Raw genomic sequence first — 25,260 nt, 5'->3', positions numbered from 1 at the left:
GGTAATTACGACACTTGCTTCCCCGTACACTGCTTTGGCAGTCAATGAGTCAATCACCCGCGAGCTGTTCCTCGACTGCCTCGAGGAACGCTTCGGCGGTCATCTCGTATACCGTGTTCCCGCTTTCGTCGCGATGCCGTCCGATCTCGAGAACGAGAGTTCCGTCGACACGGACCTCCCAGTCGTCGGGATAACGGGTGTCCACGCCGACGAACTGGATTCGACAGTCGTGGGCCTCCTCGAGCGGGTCGATGACCTCGTAGGTGTACACCCCGTCGGCGAACCGTGGGGGTTGGTACTCCGCAAGCCCCATCTCCTCCCGGAGTCGATCGTTATCGCGCCACCACGGTGGTTTGTCGGCCCCGGTCACAGTTCGACGACGATCTTTCCGTCCTCGATTTCGACCTGGTACGACGGGAGCGTTATTCCGTTCCTGGAGAGGCAGTCGCCGCTGGTCAGGTCGTACTCCCAGCCGTGCCACGGGCAGTTGAGAATCTCGCCCTCGCGCTCCCAACTGCGCTCGACGTCGCCGCTCTCCCGGTCGTAGGAGGCGATTTCGGTCCCGGTGAGCGGGCCTTCGCCGCAGGGCCCTCCCTGATGGGCACACCAGTTCAGGTAGGCGTAGTACTCCCCGTCCTGGTGGAAGACGGCGATCTCTCGTCCCTCGAGTTGCGTCACGACTCGCTCACCGTCGGCGATTTCGTCCGCTTCGGCGACGACGTGGCGCTTGGTTGGTGTCCCCGACATCTTAGATCGAGAGGTCGAACGCCTCGATTGCGGTTCCCGAGAGAATGCGTTCTCTCGTCTCCTCGTCACCATATCGGCGAATCTGCCTGTCGAGAGCGTCGGGATGATCGAAGTCCCAGTGAGGGTAGTCCGTCGAGAGCATGAGCGACTCGGGACCGAGCACGTCGATGATCTGCTGGAGGTGTGACGGGTCGTTCGGCTCTCCGACTGGCTGGGTCGAGAAGTAGAACTGGTCTCGGATGTACTCCTCGGGGCTCTTCTCCAGGAGCGGCGCCTCGCTGCGTCGCATCGAGTACTCCTTGTTGAATCGGAACATCATGTAGGGAACCCAGCTAACCCCCGCCTCGAGGAACGAGAAGTTGAGGTCGGGAAACTTCGCCGGAGTGCCGTTGACGATGAGACTGGACATCGTCATCATGTGCGCCCAGGGGTGGGCGAGCATGTGGTTCTCGAGGAATCGATTGAACTGCGTGTCCTGCACCGGGAAGTCCTTCGCGAAGGGCGCGCCGGCGGAGGCGTGGTAGGCTACGTGGAGGTCGTTATCCGCGGCGGCCCGATAGATCGGGTCGTACACGGGATCGCCCAGTGGTGGCTGGGCCCCGCTGTTGAGCAGGTACAGTCCTTCGATACTCTGTTCCGATCCCATTCGGTCGATCTCTTCGGCTGCGGCCGCCGGGTCCTGCGTCGCGACGGTACAGAGCCCGAGGAACTGCTCGTACTCGTCGAGATAGTTCTCGAGCAAGTAGTCGTTGTAGGCGGACATCAATTCGACCGCCCGGTCGTCTTCGGGGACCGAATTCAGTACGGGAAAGGCGTTGATGAGCGGGAAATCGATTCCGAACTCGACGCAAATCTTCTCGTACAACGCGTCCGCGCTCCGGACGTTCTCCTTTTCGGTTTCGATCTTCCCACCCATGTAGCGGTTCCACCCGCCTCTGTGAACGGGTGTGTAAGTCGGGTGCTTCGTGATCGACCGGTACGGTTCCTCGCAGTACTCCGCTAACTCGTCGAACGGAATCGAGAGGTGAACGTCCGTATCGACGACCGTCGTCTCCTCGAACGCACCACGCTCGTCGGCCGTGCTAGTCATACACACCCAGGTCACTCGAAATCAGAAATACCTTCGGCTCGGGTGCAACGTCTCCCAACTGTCTCTCACCCTCGAGTGAGTACTCGGCCTCGAGTGTCCGTGAGTTTCCTCACCGACTCCGCGAGTCGTTCCCGCTACTCGAGTCGACGTCCTCGGGCGGGTTCCCCGGTAAGTCATCCCGGTCGTGCGGTGCCTCGAAGTCGAGATCCGGGCCTCGAGCGACGATTCGGTGGGGGTTCACGTCGGGGTGGGTCGTGTAGTAGTGTTCTGTGATGTGGTCCATCTCGACCGTCTGTGCGAACTCGGTCTGATACAGATCACGGAGATACGGCCAGAGATTGTCGTATTCGCGGATGTACTGGACGTTGCACATGAAGTGGGTGTGGTAGACGGAGTCGAATCGGACCAGCGTCGTGAACATCGCGATGTCGGCTTCCGTCAGTCGGTCACCCGCGAGATACCGCTGGTCGGCCAGCACCTCGTCCCAGTGATCGAGCGCGCCGAAGAGGTCGTCGACGGCCTCGTCGTAGGGTTCCTGTTTCGTCGCGAAACCGGCCCGGTAGACGCCGTTGTTGATCGGCTGGTAAATTTCATCGATGATCCGATCGATCTCGTCTCGATAGCCCTCCGGGTAAAGATCGATGTCTCGCGAAGCGACGTCGTCGAACTCGGTGTCGAGCATCCGCATGATCTCCGCGGATTCGTTGTTGACGATCGTCTCCTCCTGACGATCCCACAACACCGGTACCGTCACGCGACAGGTGGCCTCCGGGTCGGCCTGCACGTATTGCTCTCGGAGGTACTCTGCGTCGATGATCGGATCGTCCGTACAGCCCTCCTTTTCCGGCGTAAACTGCCAGCCGTCTTCGTCTCGATACGGATCGACCACCGAGACAGAAATCGCGTCCTCGAGTCCCTTCAGCGCCCGAACGAGGAGCGTTCGGTGGGCCCACGGACACGCGTAGGAGACGTAGAGGTGGTAGCGACCGGCTTCTGGCTGGTGAGTCGCATCGGAGTCGTCGCGGACCCGGTCGCGAAACGTCGTCTCCTGGCGCTCGAAGGAGCCGTCGTCGGTGGCGTCGTCTCCGTCAATTATCCATTCGCCGTCGACGAGTTTGTTCATAGTTCCACAACGGACTCGAGACTGAAAGCACCCCGCTAACACTCGTGTTACTTCCGTCGGCGACTGAGATGGTCGTCTATCAACTATCGCCGGTCACACCGAGTCGTCGTTCGGTAGCTGATGAATATCAAACAGATTAGGGTCGGTAGACGGCATGGCGTACAGTCGTTCTAACCCACATAATTGACACTGAGAGTCCGTCTCCTCGGTAAGACTTATCAGTCACGGTTTGATTATACAGGTCGTGCAATTACGATGAGTGAGGTCAACGATAATTCAACGGATGGGGATCCGACGGATTCGTTCGTTCAGGGAGGTGACGACGACCCGCGAATAACGTTTTACGGCGGTCGTGGGATGAGCGCACTCCCGATCGTATTCTTCATCGTCTGGGCGATCGTCCAGACTGCGCTGTGGCGAGTCTCAGATGAAGGCGGATTGATCGTTGGGATTCTGATCGGTCTGATTCTCGGGATGTTCTTCGTTCGCGGCGACTGGGCGACGTATGCGAACACGATCTTCGAGGGGATGACCCAGCCTGTCGCCGTGACGGCGATCGTCGCCTGGATCTGGGCCGGCATGTTCGCCGAGTTGCTCCAGGACGGCGGATTCGTCGACGGACTGGTCTGGCTCGCCGACGCCGCGGGTATCGGCGCGACACTGTTCCCCGCCGTCACGTTCGTTCTCGCCGCACTGTTCACGACTGGAATCGGAACCGGGTACGGGGCGGCAGTCGCGTTCGTCGTCCTCTTCTTCCCGGCAGGAATCTTGCTCGGGGCAAACCCCGTCCTCATGTTCGGCGCGATTCTCTCCGGGGCGATCTTCGGCGACAATCTCGCACCCGTCAGTGACACGACGATCGTCAGCGCCGTCACGCAGGACTCCGACATCGGGGGCGTCGTTGCCTCCCGTTTCAAGTACGTGATTATCGCCGCAATCTTCGCGTTCGTCGGCTACCTCGTCGCCGGCTCGATGCTGTCCTCGCCACTCGACATTGGCGTCGACGGGCAAGCGATGCTCGCCGAGGAGAGCAATCCGATCGGACTCGTTCACTTGCTCTCGATGGGTGTCGTTATCGGGACTGCCGTCGCCGGCCGCCACATCGTCGAAGCGATTTCGTGGGGGATCGTGACCGCGATCGTCGCGAACCTCGCACTCGGGTTGATGACGCTCGGCGACATCGTCGTGTTCAACGCGCCGTCGGACGCGCCGGTCGCCGAACCGCTCGAGTTCCTGCCCATCCTCACGATCGTCGAAGACCCCGACGCCGTCAGCGTCGGCGGGAGCCTGATCAACGGCGCGGCAGGCTTCTTCGAACTCGCGATTCTCGTCTTGTTGATCATCGCCGCGGCACAAATCATGATCCGCGGCGGCGCGTTCGAGGCGATCCTCGAGTGGTCGATCGAGAATCTCGCGACGAACGTTCGCAACGCCGAACTGACGATGGTCGGTTCCGCGGCGCTGATCAACGGCGTGATCACCATCAACACGGCTGCAGAGGTCGCAATCGGGCCGTACATCTCGAAGATCGGCGAACGGTTCAATCTGAACGGCTACCGCCGGGCGAACATTCTGGACGGCCAGACCGCCGCACTCGGCTACATCTTCCCGTGGTCCGGAGGTGTCCTCGCGGGCTACACGGCGATGCAGGACTTACCCGAGGCTCACGACTGGCTCGAGTCTGGCATGCTCGTGACGCCCATCGACGTCGTTCCGTTTGTCTTCCAGGGCTGGTTGCTGGTGGCGGTGTTCGTCCTCGCGGCGATCACCGGATTCGGACGCGAGTACGTAACTGACCGCGAAAGCGAGGAGGTGGCACGACTATGAGTCTCTTCAGTAAGTACCTCAAAGGCTGGACGTTCCGGAGTACCACGCCGTCGTTCGACGTGAACGACGAAATCGACGTTTTCGTCGCCGAATCGAACAGCGACGGAAACGGCCACGCCTACATCGGCGACACGCACCTGATCGTCGAGGACGCGGGGCCAGAAACGGTCGAAAAACGCGTTCGGGTCCGAATCACCGAGTTTGACGAGTCGAACGCGACCGGTCGAGGCGAGTTCCTCGAGGTCGTCGGCGAGAGTTCCTACTCCCAGTAGAGCTCTCCGTTCGATTTCTGTCGGTACGTGCGTCGAGACGAGCGCCGAGAGCCACGCCTTTATGCGATCAGAGGACACACCCGAGGGTATGACAGACGACGGGGATCGACACCGACAGAGTCGGTTGGTGACGGACGACGACGGCGAATTCGATGCCGACCGGGCTCGAGACGAGTCGCTTCCGGTCGAAGACGGCGAGGTGATCGACACCGACGAACTGGCCGACCACCAACACTACGTCGAGGGGCGCGGGATCTACGACGAACGAAATCGAGTCAACGACCTCACCGGCAAGGAGTGGAAGTTCGCGACGAAGTCGGTGATCGCGGAGAGCTACCCGCCGGACGTCCAACACGACCTGCGAAGCGAACACGGCGGGCAGAAGCCTCCCAGACTCTGTGCGGAACTAATCGGCCGTTTTTCCAAAGCTGGTGACACCGTCCTTGACCCCTTCGCCGGCGTCGGCGGCACCTTACTCGGCGCGAGTTTCTGCGAGCACGAACACTCGGGACTCCGCGAGGCCATTGGATTCGAACGAACCGAACGTTGGATCGAGGTCTACGAAGAAACGCTCGAGCGCGAGAACAAGGAGCGACTCGCTTGCGGGGAGCCCCCACTCGCCGAACAGGACCTCCGCCACGGCGACTGCGCCGAGTTGATCGCGGACGTGCCCGACGACTCGGTGGACCTCCTGTTGACCGACGTTCCCTACTGGCACATGGACGAACTCGAGCAGACGCGAAACGAACGGGCGACCCGGGAGAGCAAACTCGGTTCGTTCGACGCGAACGACGGAACGGACGGAACGGACGGAACGGCCGACAGCGATGCGGGGAGCGAGGCCGCCACTGAAACGGACGGTGGGGACGCTGACGTAGCCGCGACGCCGTCGAAAGCCGACTGGCTGGCCGACATGGGCGAGAAGTTCGATCGATTCAGCGACGCGGTCGCTTCGGACGGCCACGTCGTCGTCTTCATCGGCGACATGTACCGCGAGCGCTCCTACGAGTTCCTGTCGGCCGACCTCGCTCGAGCGATCGAGTCGAGTGCGCCGCTCACGCTCGTCGCGAACCTGATCTGGTACGATCCGACGAAAGACCTCCACGTCTACGGCTACCCGTTCTCGTTCGTTCCGTCGATGGTCCACCAGAACGTCCTCGTCTTCCGGCCCGACACGCCAGCGTGATTTGGGTCTGACCAGCGTCTTTCAGGCGTCTGACGCGGTTTTATTGACTCTCATCACGATTGGTACAACTGGCGCGCACTGGCGGAATCGCTCCCCAATCCACTCCACTCCACCCCACCCCATCCGCGCGCCAGCATTCCTCTCCCCCCTCGCTTTCGTACGCCGGTTACTCGAGACGAGTCGATCGACCTCTCGCGACGACAGCCCTCCGATCCGGTCCTCACAGCGTGTGACCGTTCGCGACGCACGCTCACGTTAGGAACTGGCCGTCTGCAACGACGCCCGCACGTCGTCCGCCCGATCAGTTTCCGTGATGATCGCGACCTCGTCGCCGGCCTCGAGTTCGATTCCCGGTAGTGGGATCGTCAGCGATCCACGCTCGCGCCCGTGGGCGTAGATCCGTGCGTCCGCAGGCAACTCGATTTCGCTGATCCGCTTGCCGATGGCCGGCGAGTCGCTTGCAATCTCGAGGACGGTGAGTTGTAAGTTCGCAGCGAGATCGGCGACGACGTTGAAATCCCCACCCAGCATGGCCGTCTTGGCACCGGCGGCCCCGAGTCGCTCGGGGTAGATGATCTCGTCGACGTCCGCGGCGTACTTCTCGTAGATGTCCTCGCGGTAGTCCTCGTCAATTCGCAAGACCGTTCGACAGCCGTGGTGCTCGCCGACCATGCAGGCGGCGAAGTTGACGTTGAGGTCGGGGGTGAACGCGCCGACGGCGTCTGCTCCGTCGATGCCAGCGTCGAGTAAGACCTCCTCGTCAGCGCCGCTCCCCCGAACCGTCTCGAACCCGTCGCTTTCGGCTCGTTCACACCGGTCGGCGTCGTCGTCGACGACGACGACCTCGTGACCCTCCTCGGCTAAGATCCGGACCGTTCTCGAGCCGACGCGGCCGTACCCTACGATAACGAACATCATGGTACAAATGGACGTGCTCCGGGGTGAAATACGTTCCCTCGAGTCACCCGTCGACGCGAGGCTCGCTCACTCGAGGACGATAACGCGGAGGTCGTTGAGGTTCGTCCCGGTTGGTCCCGTGTGAATCACCGCGTCGCACTCTGCGAGATACGGCGAGACGTCGTTGGCCTCGAGTGCGTTCGCTGCGAGCGTTCGATCCTCGACGGTCGTCGCGTCGACGAGTGCCCCCGCCGCGGCGCTGGTCCCGTCGACACCGTCCGTATCGATCGCGGCGACGGCGGTAGTGGTGGCGCTAGTGGGTGCGTTTAGCGGACCCGTCGCGAGTTCGATTGCTGCACGCGTCGCGAACTCCTGGTTCGGCCCGCCGCGACCGTCACCGTCGACCGTCACGGTCGTTTCGCCACCCGAGAGGATCACTGCCGGGGCCGACACCGGCGTCCCCGTCGCACGGGCTTCTTCGGCGATTGCGACGTGCGTGGTCGCCGCCGCTCGAGCCTCCCCGCGGATGCGCGAGGAGAGGACGAGCGTCTCGTAGCCCCGTGCCGTTGCAGCGTCTCGAGCAGCCTCGAGGACAGTCATTCCGTCGGCGACTACGTGGGTTGAAACGGCGTCGAACACCGACGCTTCGGGGCCGGGCGTTTCGGGCTGTGCTCCGGATTCCCCGGCCTCGAGTCGGTCCGTGACGGATAGGGGAACCTCGAGGCCGTATCGCTCGAGGACGGCGAGTGCGTCGGCGTACGTCGACTCGTCGGGAACGAAGGGGCCGCTCGCGACGACGCTCAGGTCGTTGCCGACGACGTCGCTGCAGACCAGCGAGACGGTGGTCGCCGGGTCGATCCGGCGCGCTAACTGGCCGCCTTTGAGCGCCGAGAGGTGCTTTCTGACGGCGTTTATCTCGTGGATGTCGGCTCCGCTCTCGAGTAACGCGGTGGTCGTCCGCTCGAGGTCCTCGAGCGAAATACCGTCTGCGGGGGCAGCCATAAGCGAACTCCCGCCGCCGGTGATCGCCGCGAGAACGAGCGTTCGGTCCCCGCAGGCGTCCGCTGTCGCGAGGAGTCCTCGCGTGTGCTCGACCCCACGTTCGCTCGGGACCGGGTGATCCCCCTCGAGCACCTCGACACGACTCGTCTCGGCCGGATCGTCGGTGACGACGACGCCACCGTCGATTCGCTCGCCGAGAATGCCCTCGAGCGCGCTCGCGACGTGTGCCGCTGCGTTTCCGCCGCCGAGGACCAGGATCTCCTCGTACGCTGTGAGGTCGTACGTCGCGTCCTCGACGCGGAGCGTTTCTCCCTCGAGTGTGACCGCGTCCCGTATCACTCGCCTGGGATGGCCCGCCGCGAGTCCGGCTTCGAGGCACTCGAGTGCCGTCTCTCGTGCGTCGCTCGTCGCCAACCGCGTCCGGTTGTCGATCATGCCCGCTCACCACTCGATACCGGTTCCGCTCGAACCATCGAGGATTCGGAGTCAAAACTCGCCGTCCTCGAGCCAACTACGGACGTTCCGCCGTTCATAGTCAACCATTCGCGTCGGTCCGTGTAAAATTCGAGGGCCACATACAGGATGTCGCGCGGGTTTCCTCACATTCGTCCGGGGTGAGGAACGCTCGAGCGGGTAGATATTATGCAAGAACGTGGTTACTTCGGCGACGAACTCGGACGGGAAGTTTTAACTAACCGCTGTTGTTATGCTCGATCGTCCAAAATGGGGGCTTCCGATACACTCGCGGACTACTTCGGATTCGACGAACACGAGACTGACTATCGAACGGAAACGCTCGCCGGCGTGACGACGTTCCTGGCGATGGCGTACATTATTCTGGTCAACCCGGTGATCCTGAGCGACGCGATCGTCATCGACGGCTACTCGGAGGAGGCCGTAATGCAGATGATCGCCGTTTCGACCATCCTCTCGGGCATCGCGGCGATCCTCGTCATGTCGCTGTACGCCAATCGACCGTTCGCACTCGCCTCGGGAATGGGATTGAACGCCTTCTTCGCGTTCACCGTGGTTCTTGGCCTCGGCGTGCCGTGGGAACTCGCGCTTGTCGCGGTGTTCGTCGAAGGAATCATCTTCATCGCGCTCACCGCGGTCGGGGCGCGAAAGTACATTATCCAACTGTTCCCCGAACCCGTCAAGTACGCCGTCGGGGCCGGTATCGGTGTCTTCTTACTCTTCATCGGATTGGAACAGATGGGAATCGTCGTTCCGGGGCCTGAAGACGGAGACATCGTCGAGTTAGCGAATCTCTTCACGAGTCCGGCTGCCACGCTCGGAATCGTCGGACTCGTCGTCACGTTCATGCTCTACGCTCGCGGCATCACAGGCGGGATCGTACTCGGCATTCTGGGGACCGCAGTCAGCGGCTGGCTGTTGACCATCGCCGGTCTCGTCACACCCGACGTGCTCACACCCGAAGGCGCGTACGACGACGTGACGAACGACGGACTCGCGTCGGTCGTCGGCGGCACGCACTACGACATCACGCCGCTGATCAGCGGCTTTTTCGACGGCTTCGGCATGGTCGCCGAAGATCCCCTCGTCTTCTTACTCGTCGTCTTCACGTTCTTCTTCGTCGACTTCTTCGACACCGCGGGCACCCTGATCGGCGTCTCACAGGTCGGGGGCTTTCTCGACGAAGACGGTGACCTCCCCGAGATGGAGAAGCCGCTGATGGCCGACGCAGTCGGGACGACCGTCGGTTCGATGATCGGAACCTCGACCGTGACCACGTATATCGAGTCTTCGACCGGGATCGAAGAGGGCGGCCGAACCGGATTCACCGCACTCGTCGTCGGTGGCCTCTTCGCCGTCTCCTTGCTCTTCGTTCCGTTGCTCGAGCTCATCCCTGGCTACGCGACGTACGTCGCGCTCGTCGTCGTGGGAATCATCATGCTCCAGGGCGTCGTCGACATCGACTGGAACCACCCCGCGTGGGCAATTGCCGGCGGGTTGACCATCACGATCATGCCGCTGACGATGTCGATTGCGAACGGCCTCGCCGCGGGGATCATCAGCTACCCGCTGATCAAAGCCGCGATGGGCGAACGCCGAGACGTCTCGCTCGGCCAGTGGGCACTCGCCGTCTCGTTCATCGTCTACTTCGTCGTCTACTTCGCCGTCGAAGCCGGCGAAGTTGCGTTCTGACGCGCGCAAACATCGCTTTCTCGTTTTTCGCGCCCACTGTCGTCACCGGACTGCCGAAACCAGTGTTCTCTTGAGCCTGTGCCCGCTACACACACGTATGGCAGACATTACGATGTACGAACTCCCCGGCTGCCCGTTCTGTGCGAAAGTGCGAAGCAAACTCGACGAACTCGAACTCGAGTACGACGTCATCGAAGTGCCTCGGTCCCACGACGACCGAACCGAAGTCGAACGAGTGAGCGGTCAGACCGGCGTTCCGGTCATCACCGACGAGGCCAACGGCGTCGAGGGAATGCACGAGAGCGACGACATCGTCGAGTACGTAGAAGAGACGTACGCCTGATTTCCGACGGCCCGGTAGGGACGTCGCTCCGCGTCCTCGAATCGCCGAGTGCCACGCGAACACGAGAGTTGGAACTCGTCGTGGTGCAGTAAATAATAGTCGCGCCGATCACGTACTGCCGTCGATTCAGGCCGCTTCTTCGTGTTCGGCACGCTCGCGGATGACCTTCTGGAGTTCGGCGACGTCGCCGAGTTCCGCGAGTTCCTCGCGTTCGACCAGTGCGGTGCCGTCGACGGACTCCTGTTTCGCTCGCTCGACGACGTACACCGACCGCGTGTGGGTGACGCGACCGATCGAACTCATGATTCGAGCGCGCTTCTTCGCTGCCTTCGTGAACTTCGAGTGGCCGGTGAGCACGACGTCGTTGTTGCCGTCGTCTTCGTCACGACTAACGGCTTTAAACGGCGATCGAAGCGTCGGGTGGACGCTGTAGCCTGCTTTCGTCAGGACGGCGACGACCTGTTCGTCGTCCGGATCGGCGTCCGGATCGTCCGGCGTCGTCTCCGTCTCGTGAACGTCGTCTGCGCCCTCGAGAACGTCGACCGGGCTCGTCAGGGGTGTCTCGAACAGTTCCTGAAGTGCCATCGCCACCTCGACGGAGGCGTTCATGCCGTCTTCGTACTTCGAGACGGTGCGACGGGAGACGCCGAGTTCGCTGGCGAGTTGCCCGAGACTCCACTCCCTGTCTTCGCGCTCGTCGGCGAGCAAGTCGCCGTCGATATTGACGTAGAGGCCGCCGGGTGCGGCGTAAATTAGCGGCGGCACGTCCTCGATGAACAAGTTGTACGCCGTATCGGGGCTCAAGACCGGGACGCCGTGACGGAAGTACGTCACGTCGGGTTTGAGATCCTCGTCGCGACTGCGCAGGCCGATGACCAGCGGCGTCGCCTCGAGGTAGGTGCCGAGACGACGCATCTCGTGGCCCGTGGCCTCATTGAACGCGTCGATGTTGCCGAGGATCTTGACCAAAATTAGATCGTCGCCACGGCGGGCGGCGATATCGAAACTCTTCGGCCGAATCGCACACCGGTCACTGACCACGAACCCCGCGTCCTCTAGCATCGCGGTCACGTTGCCGACCAGTGCCGAGCGGGACATAGAGGGATATAAGCGATTCCTCGTATAAGACGTTTTCCCCGATGCCTGTCCGCCGTGTCGCGGTTCGATCGGAGGCGGGAGTAGCCTTATGTAGCACACCTCTTTACCAGCGGTAACCACGCTGCCACGGTGATATTTTTGGCGACGGTAGACATTGGAGGCCACTGATGGGGAGGACGGGGGTGAGCATTAGAAGCCACTGATGGGGAGGACGGGGGGTGGACACTCGAGGCCGCTCCGAAAGCGGTTACTCGCCTCCATCCTAACGCTCTCCCGATGACCGTCGTCGGCCTCGACGATACCGACTCGAGAGAGCGCGGCATGTGCACAACGTACGTCGCCGCCCAGATCGCGGAGCGGTTGGCTCGCGAACCGGCGAGCGACAGTTCCCCTTCAGGTCCGGTCTCACGCGTCTGTCTCGTCAGACTCAACCCCGCCGTTCCGTACAAGACGAGAGGCAATGCTGCACTCGCCATCCACGCGGACGTCGACCCCAATCGAGCGTTCGCTATCGCACGAGACCGACTCGAGTCGCTCGCGGAGACGGCCGACGACCGGACGAATCCCGGACTTGTCGTCACCGGGGACGAACCCGAAACCGTTCCGTCGGATGTGAGCGCGTTCGCCAGCCGAGCGATCCGCGAGCACCTCGAGATCGCCGACGCGACGGCCCTGATCGACAAACACGACTATCGGTCGTGGTCGGCGGGGAACGGCCGTGGACAGATCGGTGCGCTTGCTGCCATCGGAAGCTGGCGGGCACGCTCGACGTGGACCTACGAGTACATCTCCTATCGTGACTCGAGTCGCTGTGGCGACCCGCGCGAGGTCGACCACGAGAGCGTCTTCGACGCGGCGGCGTGGGGCTACCCCGACGTCTGGGACACGGTCGACCGCGGTGAGGACGAAACAGTGTGTGTTCCACACACACCCGGCCCGATTCTGTACGGGATTCGGGGCGACGATCCGGATACTGTCCGGGAGGTTGCAAAGCGAATCGACAGCGAACCCGTCGCCTCGAGCCACCTCTTCGTGACGAATCAGGGAACCGACGCCCACCTGCGGGACGGAACAATCGAGCGCGTTTCGGACGGCCGCGCCTACCGTCTCGACGGGCGGGTCGCGAGCGAACCGGAAACACGTCGCGGCGGCCACGTCTTTTTCACCCTCGAGAGCGAGCCAGCGGGCGAGTCACGACTCGAGTGCGCTGCCTTCGAGCCGACGAAGCGCTTTCGTGAGCACGTCCGAGCGCTTCGCGCAGGCGACCGACTCACCGTCTGCGGCGAAGTCGCTGACGGGACGCTCAAACTCGAGAAGTTCGCGGTTCGAGACCTCGTGCGGACGGAGCGAACCACGCCGACGTGTCCCGACTGCGAGCGGACGATGAAGAGTGCTGGGCGGAATCAGGGCTATCGCTGTCGTGAGTGTGCAACGAGTGCCGAGGGAAAGGTCGAACGAGCACTCGAGCGTGACCTCGAAAAAGGGTGGTACGAGGTGCCGCCGTGTGCGAGACGACACATCGCGAAGCCGCTGATTCGCGGTGGCTTCGACGCGCCGACGCAGTGTGAACGGTAGTCTCTACGTGGATTACTCGAGGGCGATTCCGCGACGCGCGAGGTAGTCGCTTGCGTCGTTGATTTCGACCGGGCTGCCGATGACTCGGTAGTAGTCATCGCCCTCGGGAACGATCGTCACGGTAAACGCCTCGTCCAACGGCGGCTCGAGGGCGTCGACGATCGATCGAGTGAGCACGAGTTGCGTGCTGTCGCGCAGCTGCGCCGCGTTCGACATACGTACTCGAAGCCGTGCATCCGATTTATGGGTGTCGTATTACGTTTTCACGGCGTGACGGCGGAAGAAACGAGTCGCTTGCGTCGCGTTCTCCGCGTCGATTGCCGTTCGCGTTACGTGCCGATGATGGCCGACTAAGTCGCTCATAGCCACGGTTTTCGTGCGTGCAACGATCGCGGGACGATCGATTTTCGACGAACGATCACCGGCGATTAATAGCGACGTGGTGGTCGCGAGACGTATGGCCGAAGTACTCGCGAAATCGCTGACGACGAAATCCGTCGTCGGCGTCGACGGCATCGAGTTCGGAACCGTTCACAACATCACGCTGAGTCCGAAATCCGGCACGCTACACGACCTCGTCGTCACGCCAGCCGAGAAGATCAAATCGCGATCGATCGACTTCGAGACCAACGGTGAGGGACGGCTCCTGATTCCGATCGACCGGATCAAGGTCGTCAAAGACACGATCATCGTTCAGTAGTGGGTTCGACCGGGGCGGGTTGTCGCCCGCTCGCGGAGGGGTCGAAAGGGTTTTTCGGCACGGACGGTAGAGTACAGACAAATGGGGCTCGAGGAGGAAATCGAGGACATCGAAGAGGAAATCGCCAACACGCCCTACAACAAGTCGACTGAGGCCCACATCGGCCGGCTAAAGTCGAAACTCGCGGAGAAAAAAGAGAAGCTGCAGAACCAGTCGTCTGCCGGTGGAGGGACCGGCTACGACGTCGAGAAGACGGGCGACGCGACCGTCGCGCTGGTCGGCTTTCCGAGCGTCGGGAAGTCCTCGCTGTTGAACTCGTTGACCAACGCCGACAGCGAGACTGGTTCCTACGAGTTCACGACGCTGGACGTCAACCCCGGAATGTGCAAACACCGCGGGGCGAACATGCAACTGCTCGATGTCCCCGGATTGATTCAGGGGGCAGCGACGGGCAAGGGTGACGGCAAACAGGTCCTCTCGGTCGTGCGAAACGCGGACCTCATCCTCTTCGTCCTCTCGGTGTTTGAGATCGAACAGTACGAGCGACTCCAGGAGGAACTGTACAACATCAACATCCGCGTCGATCAGGACCCGCCGCGGGTGACGGTTCGACCGAAGATCAAAGACGGGATCAAGATCACCTCGAGTGCGGATCAGGATCTCGACGAGGAGACGATCTCGGACGTGTTGCGCGAACACGGCTACGTCAACGCCGACGTGAACCTCGGCGAGCAAGTCGACATCGATCGGTTGATCGACGGGCTGATGGAAAATCGCGAGTACATTCCTTCGATCACCTGCGTGAACAAGGTCGACCTGATCGAACCCGACTACAAGGAAACCGTCGACGAGCAACTCCGCGAGCGAGGGCTCGACCCGGAGGAAGTCACCTTCATCAGCGCCGAGGCGGAGCGAGGGCTCGAGTCGCTCAAGGATGATCTCTGGGATAACTTGGACCTCATCCGGGTCTACATGGACAAGCCGGGCCGTGGCGTCGACTACGAGGAACCGCTCATGTTAGAGCGCGGGTCGACCATCGAGGACGCCGTCGACAAACTCGGCGGCGAGATGAAAGAGCGATTTCGGTTCGCCCGCGTGTCGGGGCCGAGCGCGACCCACGACGAACAGCAAGTCGGTGACCAACACGTGCTCGAGGACGAAGACGTGTTGAAACTCATTTTACGGCGGTAAGACGGGTTTTCGGATCGGGTCGGAGCGGCCGGCGTGGAGCGTTCTCGAGGGTGCTCGAGAGCGTGTCGGCTTCGGTCGGTTTTGCTTCATCGTCCGATAGCGGGTTATTCCTCGAGGAGGCGGCGAACACCCATCCTCTCAGATCAGCGGCGACTCCAGCATCGGTTAGATTTCCACACTTTCCCACTCGTATTGTTCTATCAACAGCATTATCAGCGCGTTCGACGAGTGAATAGCTATGTCGGACTTTGGAATACTCTCGGTCGTTCCGCCATTGCTCGCAATCGCGCTCGCGATCGTGACGCGGCGACCGATGCTCTCGTTGTTCCTTGGCATCTGGTCGGGGGCGATCATTTACACGGAGAGTCTCGGACTCGGACAGACGTTCGAGTGGATCACCACCGCGATCATCTACGACGAAGGCTTTCACGTCCAAATCCTGTTGTTTACGATCTTACTCGGCTCCGGCGTCGCGTTGATCTGGCGACTCGGTGGAGCTCTCGCCGTCAGGAACTGGGCGACGAATCGCCTCGAGACCCAGCGAAACGTCGGGCTGACGACGTGGATCCTCGGGATGCTCATGTTCTTCGACGACTACGCCAACACGGCCATCGTCGGCTCGACGATGCGCGAGATTTCGGACCAACTGCGCATCTCCCGTGAGAAGCTCTCCTACATCGTCGACTCGACGGCCGCCCCCGTCGCGACGATCGGACTCTCGAGTTGGGTCGCGTTCCAGCTCTCGTTGATCGCGGGTGCGTACGAGGACCTCGGTGCGGACGGCGAGGCACCGACGGCGTTCGAGACGTTCGTCTGGTCGATTCCGTACAACACCTACGCGCTGTTGGCGATCGTGATGGTCGGAATCATCGTCTACACGGGTCGGGACTTCGGTGAGATGCTCGACGCCGAACACCGGGCCTGGCAGACCGGGAAGGTCAACCGTGAGGACGCCCAGCCGTTACAGGAAGTCGAGAAGGATCTCGGTCAGCCGATCGAGAAGCAGCCGATGCTGCGGACGTTCTTCGCCCCCGTCGTTGTCCTGGTCGCGGTCACCTTGGCGGGCGCGTTCTGGACGGGCTACGACGCGTGGGTCGACGAACAAGCCGAGGAGGGTGCGCCGACGGCACTCGACGCTGCTGTCGCCGAAGATGGGACACTGCAGGTACTCGTCGACATCGTCGGGGCTGGCGACTTCGCCGGGGCACTCGTCTGGGGGTCGTTCGCGATGGTCGCCACGGCAATCGCCATCGGCGTGGTCTACGACCTCTTTGATCTCGGTGACGGCGTCGATACCGTCCTCGACGGCTTCCGTCTGATGATCACCGCCGTGACGATTCTTGTCCTCGCGTGGACGATCACCGAGGTCGCCGAGGTCCTCGAGACGGGCGAGTTCGTCGCCGGCTTCGTGGGCGAGGCGATCCCGCTCGAACTCTTGCCGATCGCCGTGTTGTTCGTCGCCGCCTTCGTCGCGTTCACCATGGGGTCGTCGTGGGCGACGATGGGGATCGTGACGCCCATCGCGATTCAGGTGACCTACGAACTCACCGGGACGTTCGACATGATGCCCGTCATCGTCGGCGCGGTGTTCTCGGGGGCTATCTTCGGCGATCACACCTCGCCGATCTCCGACACCTCGGTGCTGTCATCGACGTTCACCGGGGCCGACCTGATTGACCACGTGCGCACGCAGTTGTACTACGCGGGAACGGTCATGCTCGTGGTCGTGGGCTGTTACCTGCTCTATGGCTACCTGAGCGTCCCGCCGATCGTCTTCGTACCGATGGGCGCACTCGCGCTGGTCGGCCTCGTCTACGGCCTCTCAGAATTCGACGCTCGTCGCCGAGGCGTCGAGCCGAAGGCGTCCTCCGTCGACTCCCCGCTCGAGGACGGCGACTCGAGTTCCCGCTCGGATTCAGGGACGGATCTCGACGAGTAACGAACGCCCGCGTGGCTCGACTTTGACTGCGGTTTTCGACTCGGTGAGCTGATTCAGAGGTCGCTATTCCGGAGTACCAACGCTTATAGTCGACGTGTCGAAACGGTTTCACGATGCAGGGGCTTCCCTCGTTGACGCCGTTCCGTCGTGACCTGTCGCTCGCGCTTCTCGCAGTTGCGCTCCTGACGGTCCCCCTCTGGGGAGCCTCCTACATTCCGCCGACCACGTCCTATCAGTACGATCACACAGAAGTCGTCGCGACCGAGACGTCCATCGAGTACGTCGACAGCGCCATGCCGTCCACCGTTCCCATCAGCGACGAAATCGCCTGTGCGGACCCCTGGGAGATTCGAACGTGCACGCTCGAGGGCCAACTCGAGAACGAGACCGTGACCACCGAGTATACATCGACTAATCCCGACTCCGACGCCGAGACGCTCTCCGATTGGGATCGCTACGGGTACGTCCTCCTCGATGAGACGCTCTACGAGACGACCCACGCGGCCAACGAGTCCGCACCGTCCGACGACGGCGGGTACCGAATCGATATCGGCCTCGAGCCCGCCTCGACGGACGCCGCGCTCGCGGACGTCGCGGTCGACAGCACGGAGGTCTCCTCGGAGGCCGCGACGGTCGCGAACGAGGGCCACCTCGAGACCGACGAGGAAATCGACGTTCCCGAGACGCCGATCGAAACCGACGACGGGAGCTACTATCGCGTCTACGAGAGTGGCTCGACCAGTCGTTCGGTCCTCGTGACGCCAGTAATCGACGCGTTGCTCCCCTTCGTTCCCGCGGGAGTCGGACTGTTCTTACTGATCGGACTTTCGCGGCAGGTCGAGGTCGCTTACACCGGGTCGGACGCCGAGGACTGACCGGTTTCGTGTGTTCGCGGCGTCGTCGATGGGCTCACGGAACGCGAGCAAACCACCGGCTTCGCCACGCTTTTTGAGTCTCTGCCCGTTGTGTCGCGTATGGACGGCACTGTCGACCACACGATGATCCGCGTCTCGGATCTCGAGGAATCGCTCGAGTGGTACCAGACCCATCTCGCGTACGAGGAGAAAGATCGCTTCGAGGGTGACGACTTCACCATCGTCTATCTCGGGCCCGAGCAGCTACACGAGGACGGCGCACTGCTCGAGCTTACGCACAACGAGGGCGAGGACATCGAAATCGGCGACGCGTGGGGGCACGTCGCGGTTCGGGTTCCTGACGGCGAACTCGAGGAACACTACGAGCAACTGATGGACCAGGGCGTCGAGGACTACCGTGATCCCGAGAGCTGTAACGGTCGGTACGCGTTCGTCAAGGACCCGGACGGCCACGAGATCGAAATCGTCCAGCGGGACCCGGAGGAGGGTGCACTGTGGTCGCTCGACCACACCATGATCCGCGTCGAGGACGCCGACGAGGCGCTTGGCTTCTGGACTCGGAAGTTCGAATACGACGAGGTCGGGCGCTGGGAGTCGGACTCGTTCGCGAACTACTTCGTCGAACCGAGCGACGCCGCGCCGGAGGCGATGTCGGTCGAGTTGACCTACAACTACGACGGTCGGAGTTACACCCAGGAAAACGGCTGGGGTCACCTCTGCGTGCGCGTGGACGACCTCGAGGAGGACTGGGAGCAACTGCTGGTTCGGGAGGCCCCCGACTACCGCGACCCCGAGAGCAACGACGACATGTACGCCTTTACGAAAGATCAAGACGGCCACGAAATCGAGTTACTCGAGCGGGATCCGGACGCCGACTCGCTGTTCCCGTTCTGAGCGTTTTTGGTCCAGATTTTTCGAGCGAGAGCCGCGGACGCGGCGCGAGCGAAGAAAAAGGTGGCAGCCGACGGCTACGAGATCGAGTTACTCGAGCGAGATTTCGAGACTGACTCGCTGGTCTCGTTCTGCGTGGGCGATACCCGTGCGTTTCGTGGCTGTTCGCCGTCGACACAGACTCGCCGACGCGACCTCGAGCGGCCGGTCAGAGTTACTCGAGGGTCTCGTTGTCGGCGTCCCACGTCGCCGAGGCCGACACCCGTCCGGCGTCCCTATCGATATCGAGCGTGACGTCGTCAGCTGAGGAGCCGACGTCGGCTTCGAGTTCGGACTCCGTCTTGTCGTCGATCGAGTCGAAGGTCGCTGCGAAGTCTCCGTTCGCACTCTCGTCTTCCTCGAGCGAGAGCGAGGCGACGAGGCCGGTGGAATCGTCGAATTCTTCGTCGCCTGCCGCGTCCGGTTCCTCGAGGTCTTCGTCGTCGGGGGCCGTCGTCTCGTCGTCTTCGTCCTCGCCGTAGCCGCCGAAGACGATGTGTCCCTCGCCCGCCGTCTCGAGGAGCCACTCGAGGTCCGCTTCCGCGTCGCTCGCGCGCTCACCATCGCCCTCGACGCCCTCGAGAACGGGGGTGAGGCTGTCGATGCCGTCGTCGGTCTCGCTGCCGGGTGCGAGGACGATCGCCTCGGCACTGACGGCGACGGCGTCGCTCGTCGCCGTGGAATCTGCGTCGTCTTCCGGTTCCGATTCGTAGACGGTGAACTCGCCGTGCTCGTCGGTCTGCTCGAACGTGGCCGCGTCCATCAGCGGGTCGTCGTGTTCCTCGAGGAGTGCCGTTTCGACCTCCTCGACGTCGACGTCACCCGTGAACACGTACGCGTCGTTGACGAGGAGGAGTTCCTCGAGCGTGGTATCGGCGTCGTCGGCTGCCAGGGCGTCGCCTTCCATGTCGATCACGGTATCCAATCCGGTGCCCACGGTTCCGAACGATGCGCCCATCGCGACCGCGAGCATGCCCGCCATCGGGACGGCAATCATCGGATCTTCGTCCTCGTATTCGTCGGGCGCGTCGTCTTCCTCGGGGTCCGTCGGATCCGCTTCGTCATCGTCGGCGTCGTCCTCGAGTTCCTCGAGGCCAGCCCAGTCGATGTACGCGAAGGTTGCGCGTTCGTCGTCCATGACTACCCACGACTCGTACGCGGGGAGCGCGTCGGACTCGGAGCCATCGTCGTCATCGTCGCCGTTTCCACCCACACAGCCAGCGAGTCCCGTCGTCGAGAGCACCGCTGCCGTTCCCGCCGCCTTCAACATCGTTCGCCTGTCGACTATCATCGAGTGCTGTATTGACAACCACTCTTCAAATTAGTTCCGGAGTGCTGAGGCGAGGATTCACGGCTTTCGAGCAGGTAGAAGCGTCAGCGGCGACGTTCACGAAATACAGATTCTGTATTTTGATTGAATGTATGGGGAGATGGTAGGTCTCGAGTTTCACTGGTGAGCTGTCGCAGTCCAGTGGTGCTCGAGTAGGGCCAGCCAACGGGTCCGGTCGGTTGCTGTAAGTGGCACGTACTCGAGGGAGTCCCTAAGCGGTCTCGAGGCGTATTTCTATATCCGTAAACAGATTTGTCGGAGCGAATTTCTCGAGATAGTACGACTCGCCCGAGACATTCACTCCTGCTTGAACGGAGAATTCGGCGCCATTAGCCCATTCTACCCTCTCTTTCACTATATCGATTATTCAGCCTACAGTGAATAAATAGCTGAATGAAGTATCCAGAAAACTTATTACGGGATGCTTTATAGTTTCTCTTACCCCTACCCGGTGCGGGTCAGTGCAATCGTTGCGCTGTACACATACTCGCACTCCTGGTGAATCGCGCGCAAATCAACAATCAACACAAACACAAACACAACACAAATGACAAACGAAACAACCTACCGCGAAAAGGGACGCGCACTGTTCCTTGCCGCGATGATGGTTCTCTCCGTTGTTGCCATGTCCGCAGCGTTTGCGGGGGCGGCGGCGGCGGATACCAATTCCGACCTTGCAGAGGAAACCGGTGCGGACGTAGCGTATGATGATTACTCTGCCCTTAGTGATGCTTGGATTGGCCAAGAAATCACTGTTGCAGGATTTGATGATGACTCGGTCAATGGCAATGGAGAGTTAGGTGACGATGCTGACGGTGAATATATTGAAATCCGTGAAGGTGCTGACACCTCTGATGGCGATGCAGAGACCATCACGAGTCAGCAAATTGAGGAATACGAAGATGTCGATGGTGAGGACCACTACGCTGCCACCTTCAATACAGACGAGCTTGAAGATGGTGAGCCATACCACATCGTAAACCTTGGCCTGTCCGGCGAGGACCGTGAAAACCACGCTGAAGTCTTTAACGCTGAAACAGAAGATCTCGAAGTTACACTAGACTCGGCCACTGTTCAGCAAGAAAATAATGAGGATCTGATCGAAATTGAATCCGATCGTTCTGAACAAGACCTCAATGTGACTGCTGAAGACTTCGACGCAGATGACCTCGAAGATATCTTCGATGCTGATGATGAGAATGTCGATGACGATAACGATGTCGTCACAATCGAAGATGTAACTGATGATGACTCCCTGGATGCTGATTTCTCTGATGTCGACACTGGGGAATACGAGTTTACCTTTGAAGTAACTGACACCGGAACGTCAGATGATGTAGTCATTCCAGTTACTGATGAGGAGGCATCGTGGAGCTTCGACGATATTGAACACGTCGAGCAGGGTGAAATCGCTGAAATCCCTATTGAAACTGAAAACACCGACGAAGCTATCGTCGAACTTGGTGAAGACACGGACTCGATAAATTGGACTGTCCCCGTAGAGAATATCGAAGATAACAATGCCACCCTCGAGTTCAACACAGCAGATGTTGATAGCAATGACAACGGTTGGAGTGTTGCCGATGACGACGCAGATATTGGCAACGTAGAGACAGAAGGTGTCGGTAGCCTCGACGATGACCGACTACCGGTCTACACGTGGGAACTCGCAATTGGTCAGACTGCTGCTGACGACGACGAAGTGTTCCTTGCCGACGACTTCAGCACCCTCGAAGTGGGTGAAACCGAACCTACCGGAAACATCTCGCTCCAAACCGCACCAAGTGGTGAGGTAGAGTCCTACGAGGACTACAACGATTCGGATGACATCACGGAGACTGATACCCTCGCAAACGAGGATCAGCTCTTCATCAGCATCGATGACTACGGCATCGAGGGTGAAGTAGAGTCACTGCTCGACGGTGAAGTTACTGATGCTGGAGACCTTGAAGAAGAATTAGGAATCAACATTGAATTGAGCGAAGAATCGTCGGGTCCTGTTGACTCGTCTACCACTTGGTTCTCCAATGATAGTGCAGATGGTGACGATGACCAGGAACAAAGCCTCGACCTAGAACTCCTCAATACAGAAGCTGAGGACTACGATGGCGAGTTCATCCTCAAAGTCAATGTTGATGATACTACTGACTTTGGTGATGAAGAAAACGAGGGTACCAGCTACGATGGTGAGATGACCATCGACGATGGACACCCTTACATCGAGGATGAAGACGATTCCTTCTCGGAATCGTTCTCCCTTGACTTCGTTGAGCGGACCCTCGAATTCGATGATATCGATACGATGGCCGCAGAAGATGATGCAACATTGACCGGCACGTCATCCGTTGCACCTGGAACTAACCTAGATGCTACCGCACAATCGCCCGGCGAAGAAGGTGGCTTCTACGTGGTTGGTGACGGAGAAGTAGTCGCTAGCGACGAAGATGACCACACAGCCGAAATTAAATTTGATCTCGAAGGAGAGGATGTTGGAGCTCTCTTCGACATTCAGGACATAGAAGCCGATGATGGTCCTGAAGCAGATGATATCGAGGATATCGAACTGACTGAAGGCGACGAAGAGCCTGAACAAGACCTCGATGTCGACGTTGACACGCCAACCCTCACCGACGAGGAATCCGGCGCTGTTGACGTGACGGTCTCCAATAACCTCGACGACGATGTCGGTGCAGACGTTACCTTCACCCTCGACGGTGAAGATCACAGCGAGGAACTCAGCATTGACGCCGAAGGCGACGATGTCGCGTCCTTCGACGTTGACGGTGAAGACCTCGGTGCTGGCGATCACGACATCAGCATTAACGTGACCTCCGACGATGCCGAGGACCCAGGGGAGGAAGAGGGTACCCTGAGTATCTCCGAAGCCGGAGATGACGACGATGACGATTCGGACGACTCCGATGACTCTGACGACGACGGCGACGACGACACGCCTGGCTTTGGCGTTGCCGTCGCCGTTGTCGCCCTGCTCGGAGCCGCCATGCTGGCACTCCGACAGCAGAACTAACGTCAGCTAACTAACCCACCGGAACGCTTCCGGTTTCGCAGCACTTTCCATTTCTTTCGCGCGCTACACCACCCAGCGACAGCACTACCGCGACGATTCTGCTATTCGAACTGTCGTACAACGGTGGTTCCGAGCCGCCTCCTGAATAGTCTCAGCAACACTGATTCGCTGAATACGTCTCGAGGCCGATTTCCCGACCGACGATACGCTCGTCACTCCGGGAGATTACCGCCGTCGATACAAAAACCGGTTTAGTCTTACTCTTGCTCGAGGTCGCTCGCGTCGACGTCACCCTCGAGATACGCTTCTCCAGTCTCACTGAGTTGATACAGGCCGGTATCGACGGACTCCAACAGTCCTGCTTCTGTCAACGCACTGCACCGCCGACTCACGTATTGGCGGTCGTATTCGATATTGACCGCGAGTATCCTCGGAGAGAGCAGGATTGGATGGTCCTCGAAGAAGAGGAGAATCTCGTAGTCTACAGGTGCCATCCAGGGAACTCGCTCGACCATCTGTGAGTGAGTGACCACCATCAGGACGGAAAAGTTAGCACTATCTGTCAAAGACTCGTATACGGACATTGCTCTATTTAGACAACGTACGTTGTCAATATTTATGTCACTCGAGCGTATCGTTCCTACTGCGGAAGCTCGAGAGCGACTCACAGAAAACCCAAGCTGGTGTCACAACCACCAGCTCGGACGACGCTTCCGTCTTTCCCAACAGAAGCATGCCCACCGACGAGACACACCGTACTAAACCCCTCGACAGCCAGACCGAATCGCTACGTCGACCAGCCTATTGTCGGATGCTCGAGACGCTCGAGACACAGATCACCGTCCTTCTCGAGGCCGTCACCGACGACGAAACGCTTGAGGCGGACGCTCGATCGACCGCCACGCGCCACTGCCGGGAGTTGCACGCGGAACTCGAGTGCGTCCGGCGTGCCCTCCCCAAGACAGCGACGAACGACCGATGGAACGTGCCCCCGGAGCCGCCGAACGAGAACCAAGAGCTGGCTGCTGACAGGCTCTCGAGCACCCACCGTCTCACCGGAGTGACGACAGTCACTGACCCGATGGCGGCCCGTTACGAGGCTGCACGCCACAGCCGAGATGGTCGGAGATAACTGGTGTAAACGCTTTTGCGTATGGGTACCCATACGATACGTATGAGCAAGAATATCGCGATCTCGGACGACGTGTACCGAGATCTCAAACGCGAAAAAGGGGATCGAAGCTTCAGCGATGTCATTCGCGACCACCTCGAAGATCGCCGGGAACTCGCAGACGTTACTGGAACGGGGATTCTCGATCACGACGTACACGACGATGTCAAAGACGATATTGAACAGTTGAGTCGGGGAACGATGACGAGGCTCGACGATGAAACTCTGTGACACGTCGGTGCTGGTCGATATCGACCGGGGTGGTGTCACAGAGCGCGTCCGAAAACTCGACGACGAAGGACGCCACGCGATTAGCGCCGTCACGGTCACTGAACTCCGCCACGGTGTCAACAAGCGATACGAAGATGAAGCGTCTCGGCAGGATGCACTCGAGGAACTCGAGCGACTGTTGGCCCGATTCGACCTCGTCGATATCGATAGAGCTGTGAGCACCGCAGCGGCGGACATCATCACGTCGTTGCAACGACAGGGGAAGCCACTCCACGACCTCCACGATGTGTACGTCGGTGCGACAGCAACGGTCGAACAAGTACCGGTCCTTACCGCGAACGTCGATCACTTCGAACGGATGGATGCCGTATCCGTCGCCGATTGGACGACCTACTGAATAGGAGGGCTGATTCCTGCCGGGGAGTAACGTGCGCTTTCCGAGTGCCACTCGTGTCGAGCGATCAGGTGTCGACGACTGTGCCCTCTCGGACAACGTCTGCAGACACGTCGGCAGTGCCGTCGCCAACGCGTCACTCGCC

At 60.6% G+C, this 25,260-nt stretch carries 25 protein-coding genes; 15 read left to right on the top strand and 10 right to left on the bottom strand.

Annotated elements, in window-relative coordinates; genetic code table 11:
- Positions 1 to 49 precede the first annotated feature (49 nt).
- The 4 genes from BLW62_RS10640 to BLW62_RS10625 all read right to left on the bottom strand — a co-directional run bounded on the left by BLW62_RS10640 (position 50) and on the right by BLW62_RS10625 (position 2,960).
- Positions 50 to 370, bottom strand: a complete 321-nt coding sequence (locus BLW62_RS10640) for a hypothetical protein (RefSeq protein WP_090507026.1) — start codon at positions 368 to 370, stop codon at positions 50 to 52.
- On the bottom strand, positions 367 to 747 hold the full coding sequence (locus BLW62_RS10635) for a Rieske (2Fe-2S) protein (RefSeq protein ID WP_090507025.1): 381 nt from the start codon (positions 745 to 747) through the stop codon (positions 367 to 369). Before BLW62_RS10635 ends, BLW62_RS10640 begins: the two co-directional genes overlap by 4 nt.
- A 1-nt stretch (position 748) precedes the next feature.
- Positions 749 to 1,837 (bottom strand): amidohydrolase family protein, encoded by a 1,089-nt coding sequence (locus BLW62_RS10630; RefSeq protein ID WP_090507024.1) that lies wholly within the window; start codon positions 1,835 to 1,837, stop codon positions 749 to 751.
- 109 nt (positions 1,838 to 1,946) lie between these two features.
- Positions 1,947 to 2,960 (bottom strand): glutathione S-transferase family protein, encoded by a 1,014-nt coding sequence (locus BLW62_RS10625; protein WP_090507023.1) that lies wholly within the window; start codon positions 2,958 to 2,960, stop codon positions 1,947 to 1,949.
- A 255-nt stretch (positions 2,961 to 3,215) separates the two neighbouring features.
- On the opposite strand from BLW62_RS10625, the gene BLW62_RS10620 reads away from it, so the two are divergent.
- The 3 genes from BLW62_RS10620 (at position 3,216) to BLW62_RS10610 (ending at position 6,245) form a co-directional block, all read left to right on the top strand.
- The gene (locus BLW62_RS10620; protein ID WP_090507022.1) at positions 3,216 to 4,787 is read left to right on the top strand and encodes a Na+/H+ antiporter NhaC family protein; all 1,572 of its coding nucleotides are present in this window, start codon (positions 3,216 to 3,218) and stop codon (positions 4,785 to 4,787) included.
- The gene (locus BLW62_RS10615) at positions 4,784 to 5,059 is read left to right on the top strand and encodes a DUF7513 family protein (protein ID WP_090507021.1); all 276 of its coding nucleotides are present in this window, start codon (positions 4,784 to 4,786) and stop codon (positions 5,057 to 5,059) included. The genes BLW62_RS10620 and BLW62_RS10615 overlap by 4 nt, the downstream gene beginning before the upstream one ends.
- An 88-nt stretch (positions 5,060 to 5,147) precedes the next feature.
- Positions 5,148 to 6,245, top strand: coding sequence for a DNA methyltransferase (locus BLW62_RS10610; protein ID WP_090507573.1), 1,098 nt, complete (start codon positions 5,148 to 5,150; stop codon positions 6,243 to 6,245).
- A 255-nt stretch (positions 6,246 to 6,500) separates the two neighbouring features.
- Here BLW62_RS10610 and BLW62_RS10605 read toward each other — a convergent pair whose 3' ends face one another.
- On the bottom strand, positions 6,501 to 7,163 hold the full coding sequence (locus tag BLW62_RS10605) for a potassium channel family protein (protein ID WP_090507020.1): 663 nt from the start codon (positions 7,161 to 7,163) through the stop codon (positions 6,501 to 6,503).
- A 66-nt stretch (positions 7,164 to 7,229) separates the two neighbouring features.
- Positions 7,230 to 8,579, bottom strand: a complete 1,350-nt coding sequence (locus tag BLW62_RS10600; RefSeq protein ID WP_090507019.1) for a glycerate kinase type-2 family protein — start codon at positions 8,577 to 8,579, stop codon at positions 7,230 to 7,232.
- 288 nt (positions 8,580 to 8,867) lie between these two features.
- On the opposite strand from BLW62_RS10600, the gene BLW62_RS10595 reads away from it, so the two are divergent.
- Both BLW62_RS10595 and BLW62_RS10590 read left to right on the top strand, forming a co-directional pair.
- Positions 8,868 to 10,310 (top strand): NCS2 family permease, encoded by a 1,443-nt coding sequence (locus BLW62_RS10595; protein WP_090507018.1) that lies wholly within the window; start codon positions 8,868 to 8,870, stop codon positions 10,308 to 10,310.
- A gap of 97 nt (positions 10,311 to 10,407) precedes the next feature.
- Positions 10,408 to 10,653, top strand: coding sequence for a glutathione S-transferase N-terminal domain-containing protein (locus BLW62_RS10590; protein WP_090507017.1), 246 nt, complete (start codon positions 10,408 to 10,410; stop codon positions 10,651 to 10,653).
- A 126-nt stretch (positions 10,654 to 10,779) separates the two neighbouring features.
- Here the strand turns inward: BLW62_RS10590 and BLW62_RS10585 are convergent, their stop codons facing one another.
- The gene (locus BLW62_RS10585) at positions 10,780 to 11,751 is read right to left on the bottom strand and encodes a transcriptional regulator (RefSeq protein WP_090507016.1); all 972 of its coding nucleotides are present in this window, start codon (positions 11,749 to 11,751) and stop codon (positions 10,780 to 10,782) included.
- 276 nt (positions 11,752 to 12,027) lie between these two features.
- Here BLW62_RS10585 and BLW62_RS10580 point away from each other — a divergent pair, with 276 nt between their 5' ends.
- Complete coding sequence (locus BLW62_RS10580) at positions 12,028 to 13,326, top strand: tRNA(Ile)(2)-agmatinylcytidine synthase (protein ID WP_090507015.1); 1,299 nt, start codon at positions 12,028 to 12,030, stop codon at positions 13,324 to 13,326.
- A gap of 12 nt (positions 13,327 to 13,338) precedes the next feature.
- Here BLW62_RS10580 and BLW62_RS10575 read toward each other — a convergent pair whose 3' ends face one another.
- Entirely contained in the window at positions 13,339 to 13,542 is a 204-nt protein-coding gene (locus tag BLW62_RS10575) for a VNG_1110C family protein (RefSeq protein ID WP_090507014.1), read from the bottom strand.
- Positions 13,543 to 13,783: 241 nt separating this feature from the next.
- On the opposite strand from BLW62_RS10575, the gene BLW62_RS10570 reads away from it, so the two are divergent.
- The 5 genes from BLW62_RS10570 to BLW62_RS10550 all read left to right on the top strand — a co-directional run bounded on the left by BLW62_RS10570 (position 13,784) and on the right by BLW62_RS10550 (position 18,925).
- Entirely contained in the window at positions 13,784 to 14,026 is a 243-nt protein-coding gene (locus BLW62_RS10570) for a PRC-barrel domain-containing protein (RefSeq protein WP_076580438.1), read from the top strand.
- A gap of 81 nt (positions 14,027 to 14,107) precedes the next feature.
- Entirely contained in the window at positions 14,108 to 15,217 is a 1,110-nt protein-coding gene (locus BLW62_RS10565; RefSeq protein ID WP_090507013.1) for an OBG GTPase family GTP-binding protein, read from the top strand.
- 238 nt (positions 15,218 to 15,455) lie between these two features.
- Positions 15,456 to 17,156: a Na+/H+ antiporter NhaC family protein gene (locus BLW62_RS10560; RefSeq protein ID WP_090507012.1), complete on the top strand. Its 1,701-nt coding sequence runs from the start codon at positions 15,456 to 15,458 to the stop codon at positions 17,154 to 17,156.
- Positions 17,157 to 17,269: 113 nt separating this feature from the next.
- Complete coding sequence (locus BLW62_RS10555; protein ID WP_090507011.1) at positions 17,270 to 18,031, top strand: DUF8127 domain-containing protein; 762 nt, start codon at positions 17,270 to 17,272, stop codon at positions 18,029 to 18,031.
- A gap of 99 nt (positions 18,032 to 18,130) precedes the next feature.
- On the top strand, positions 18,131 to 18,925 hold the full coding sequence (locus BLW62_RS10550; protein ID WP_090507010.1) for a VOC family protein: 795 nt from the start codon (positions 18,131 to 18,133) through the stop codon (positions 18,923 to 18,925).
- A 211-nt stretch (positions 18,926 to 19,136) separates the two neighbouring features.
- Here BLW62_RS10550 and BLW62_RS10545 read toward each other — a convergent pair whose 3' ends face one another.
- Positions 19,137 to 20,252, bottom strand: coding sequence for a hypothetical protein (locus BLW62_RS10545; protein ID WP_139305404.1), 1,116 nt, complete (start codon positions 20,250 to 20,252; stop codon positions 19,137 to 19,139).
- Between the two features lie 586 nt (positions 20,253 to 20,838).
- Here BLW62_RS10545 and BLW62_RS10540 point away from each other — a divergent pair.
- Entirely contained in the window at positions 20,839 to 23,319 is a 2,481-nt protein-coding gene (locus tag BLW62_RS10540; RefSeq protein ID WP_090507008.1) for a PGF-CTERM sorting domain-containing protein, read from the top strand.
- 257 nt (positions 23,320 to 23,576) lie between these two features.
- On the opposite strand, the gene BLW62_RS10535 is transcribed toward BLW62_RS10540, so the two are convergent.
- Positions 23,577 to 23,834 carry a phage repressor protein gene (locus BLW62_RS10535; protein WP_090507572.1) on the bottom strand — a complete coding sequence of 86 codons (258 nt, stop codon included), beginning with the start codon at positions 23,832 to 23,834 and terminating at the stop codon, positions 23,577 to 23,579.
- Positions 23,835 to 24,130: 296 nt separating this feature from the next.
- On the opposite strand from BLW62_RS10535, the gene BLW62_RS10530 reads away from it, so the two are divergent.
- The 3 genes from BLW62_RS10530 to BLW62_RS10520 are packed head-to-tail and all read left to right on the top strand — an operon-like array spanning position 24,131 to position 25,118.
- Positions 24,131 to 24,451 carry a hypothetical protein gene (locus BLW62_RS10530; RefSeq protein ID WP_090507007.1) on the top strand — a complete coding sequence of 107 codons (321 nt, stop codon included), beginning with the start codon at positions 24,131 to 24,133 and terminating at the stop codon, positions 24,449 to 24,451.
- Positions 24,452 to 24,493: 42 nt separating this feature from the next.
- Entirely contained in the window at positions 24,494 to 24,721 is a 228-nt protein-coding gene (locus tag BLW62_RS10525) for an antitoxin VapB family protein (protein WP_090507006.1), read from the top strand.
- Positions 24,708 to 25,118 (top strand): type II toxin-antitoxin system VapC family toxin, encoded by a 411-nt coding sequence (locus tag BLW62_RS10520; protein ID WP_090507005.1) that lies wholly within the window; start codon positions 24,708 to 24,710, stop codon positions 25,116 to 25,118. Before BLW62_RS10525 ends, BLW62_RS10520 begins: the two co-directional genes overlap by 14 nt.
- Positions 25,119 to 25,260 lie beyond the last annotated feature (142 nt).

Source organism: Natronorubrum sediminis, assembly GCF_900108095.1.
Classification (GTDB): domain Archaea; phylum Halobacteriota; class Halobacteria; order Halobacteriales; family Natrialbaceae; genus Natronorubrum; species Natronorubrum sediminis.
This window is presented reverse-complemented; position numbering and strand designations above follow the sequence as displayed.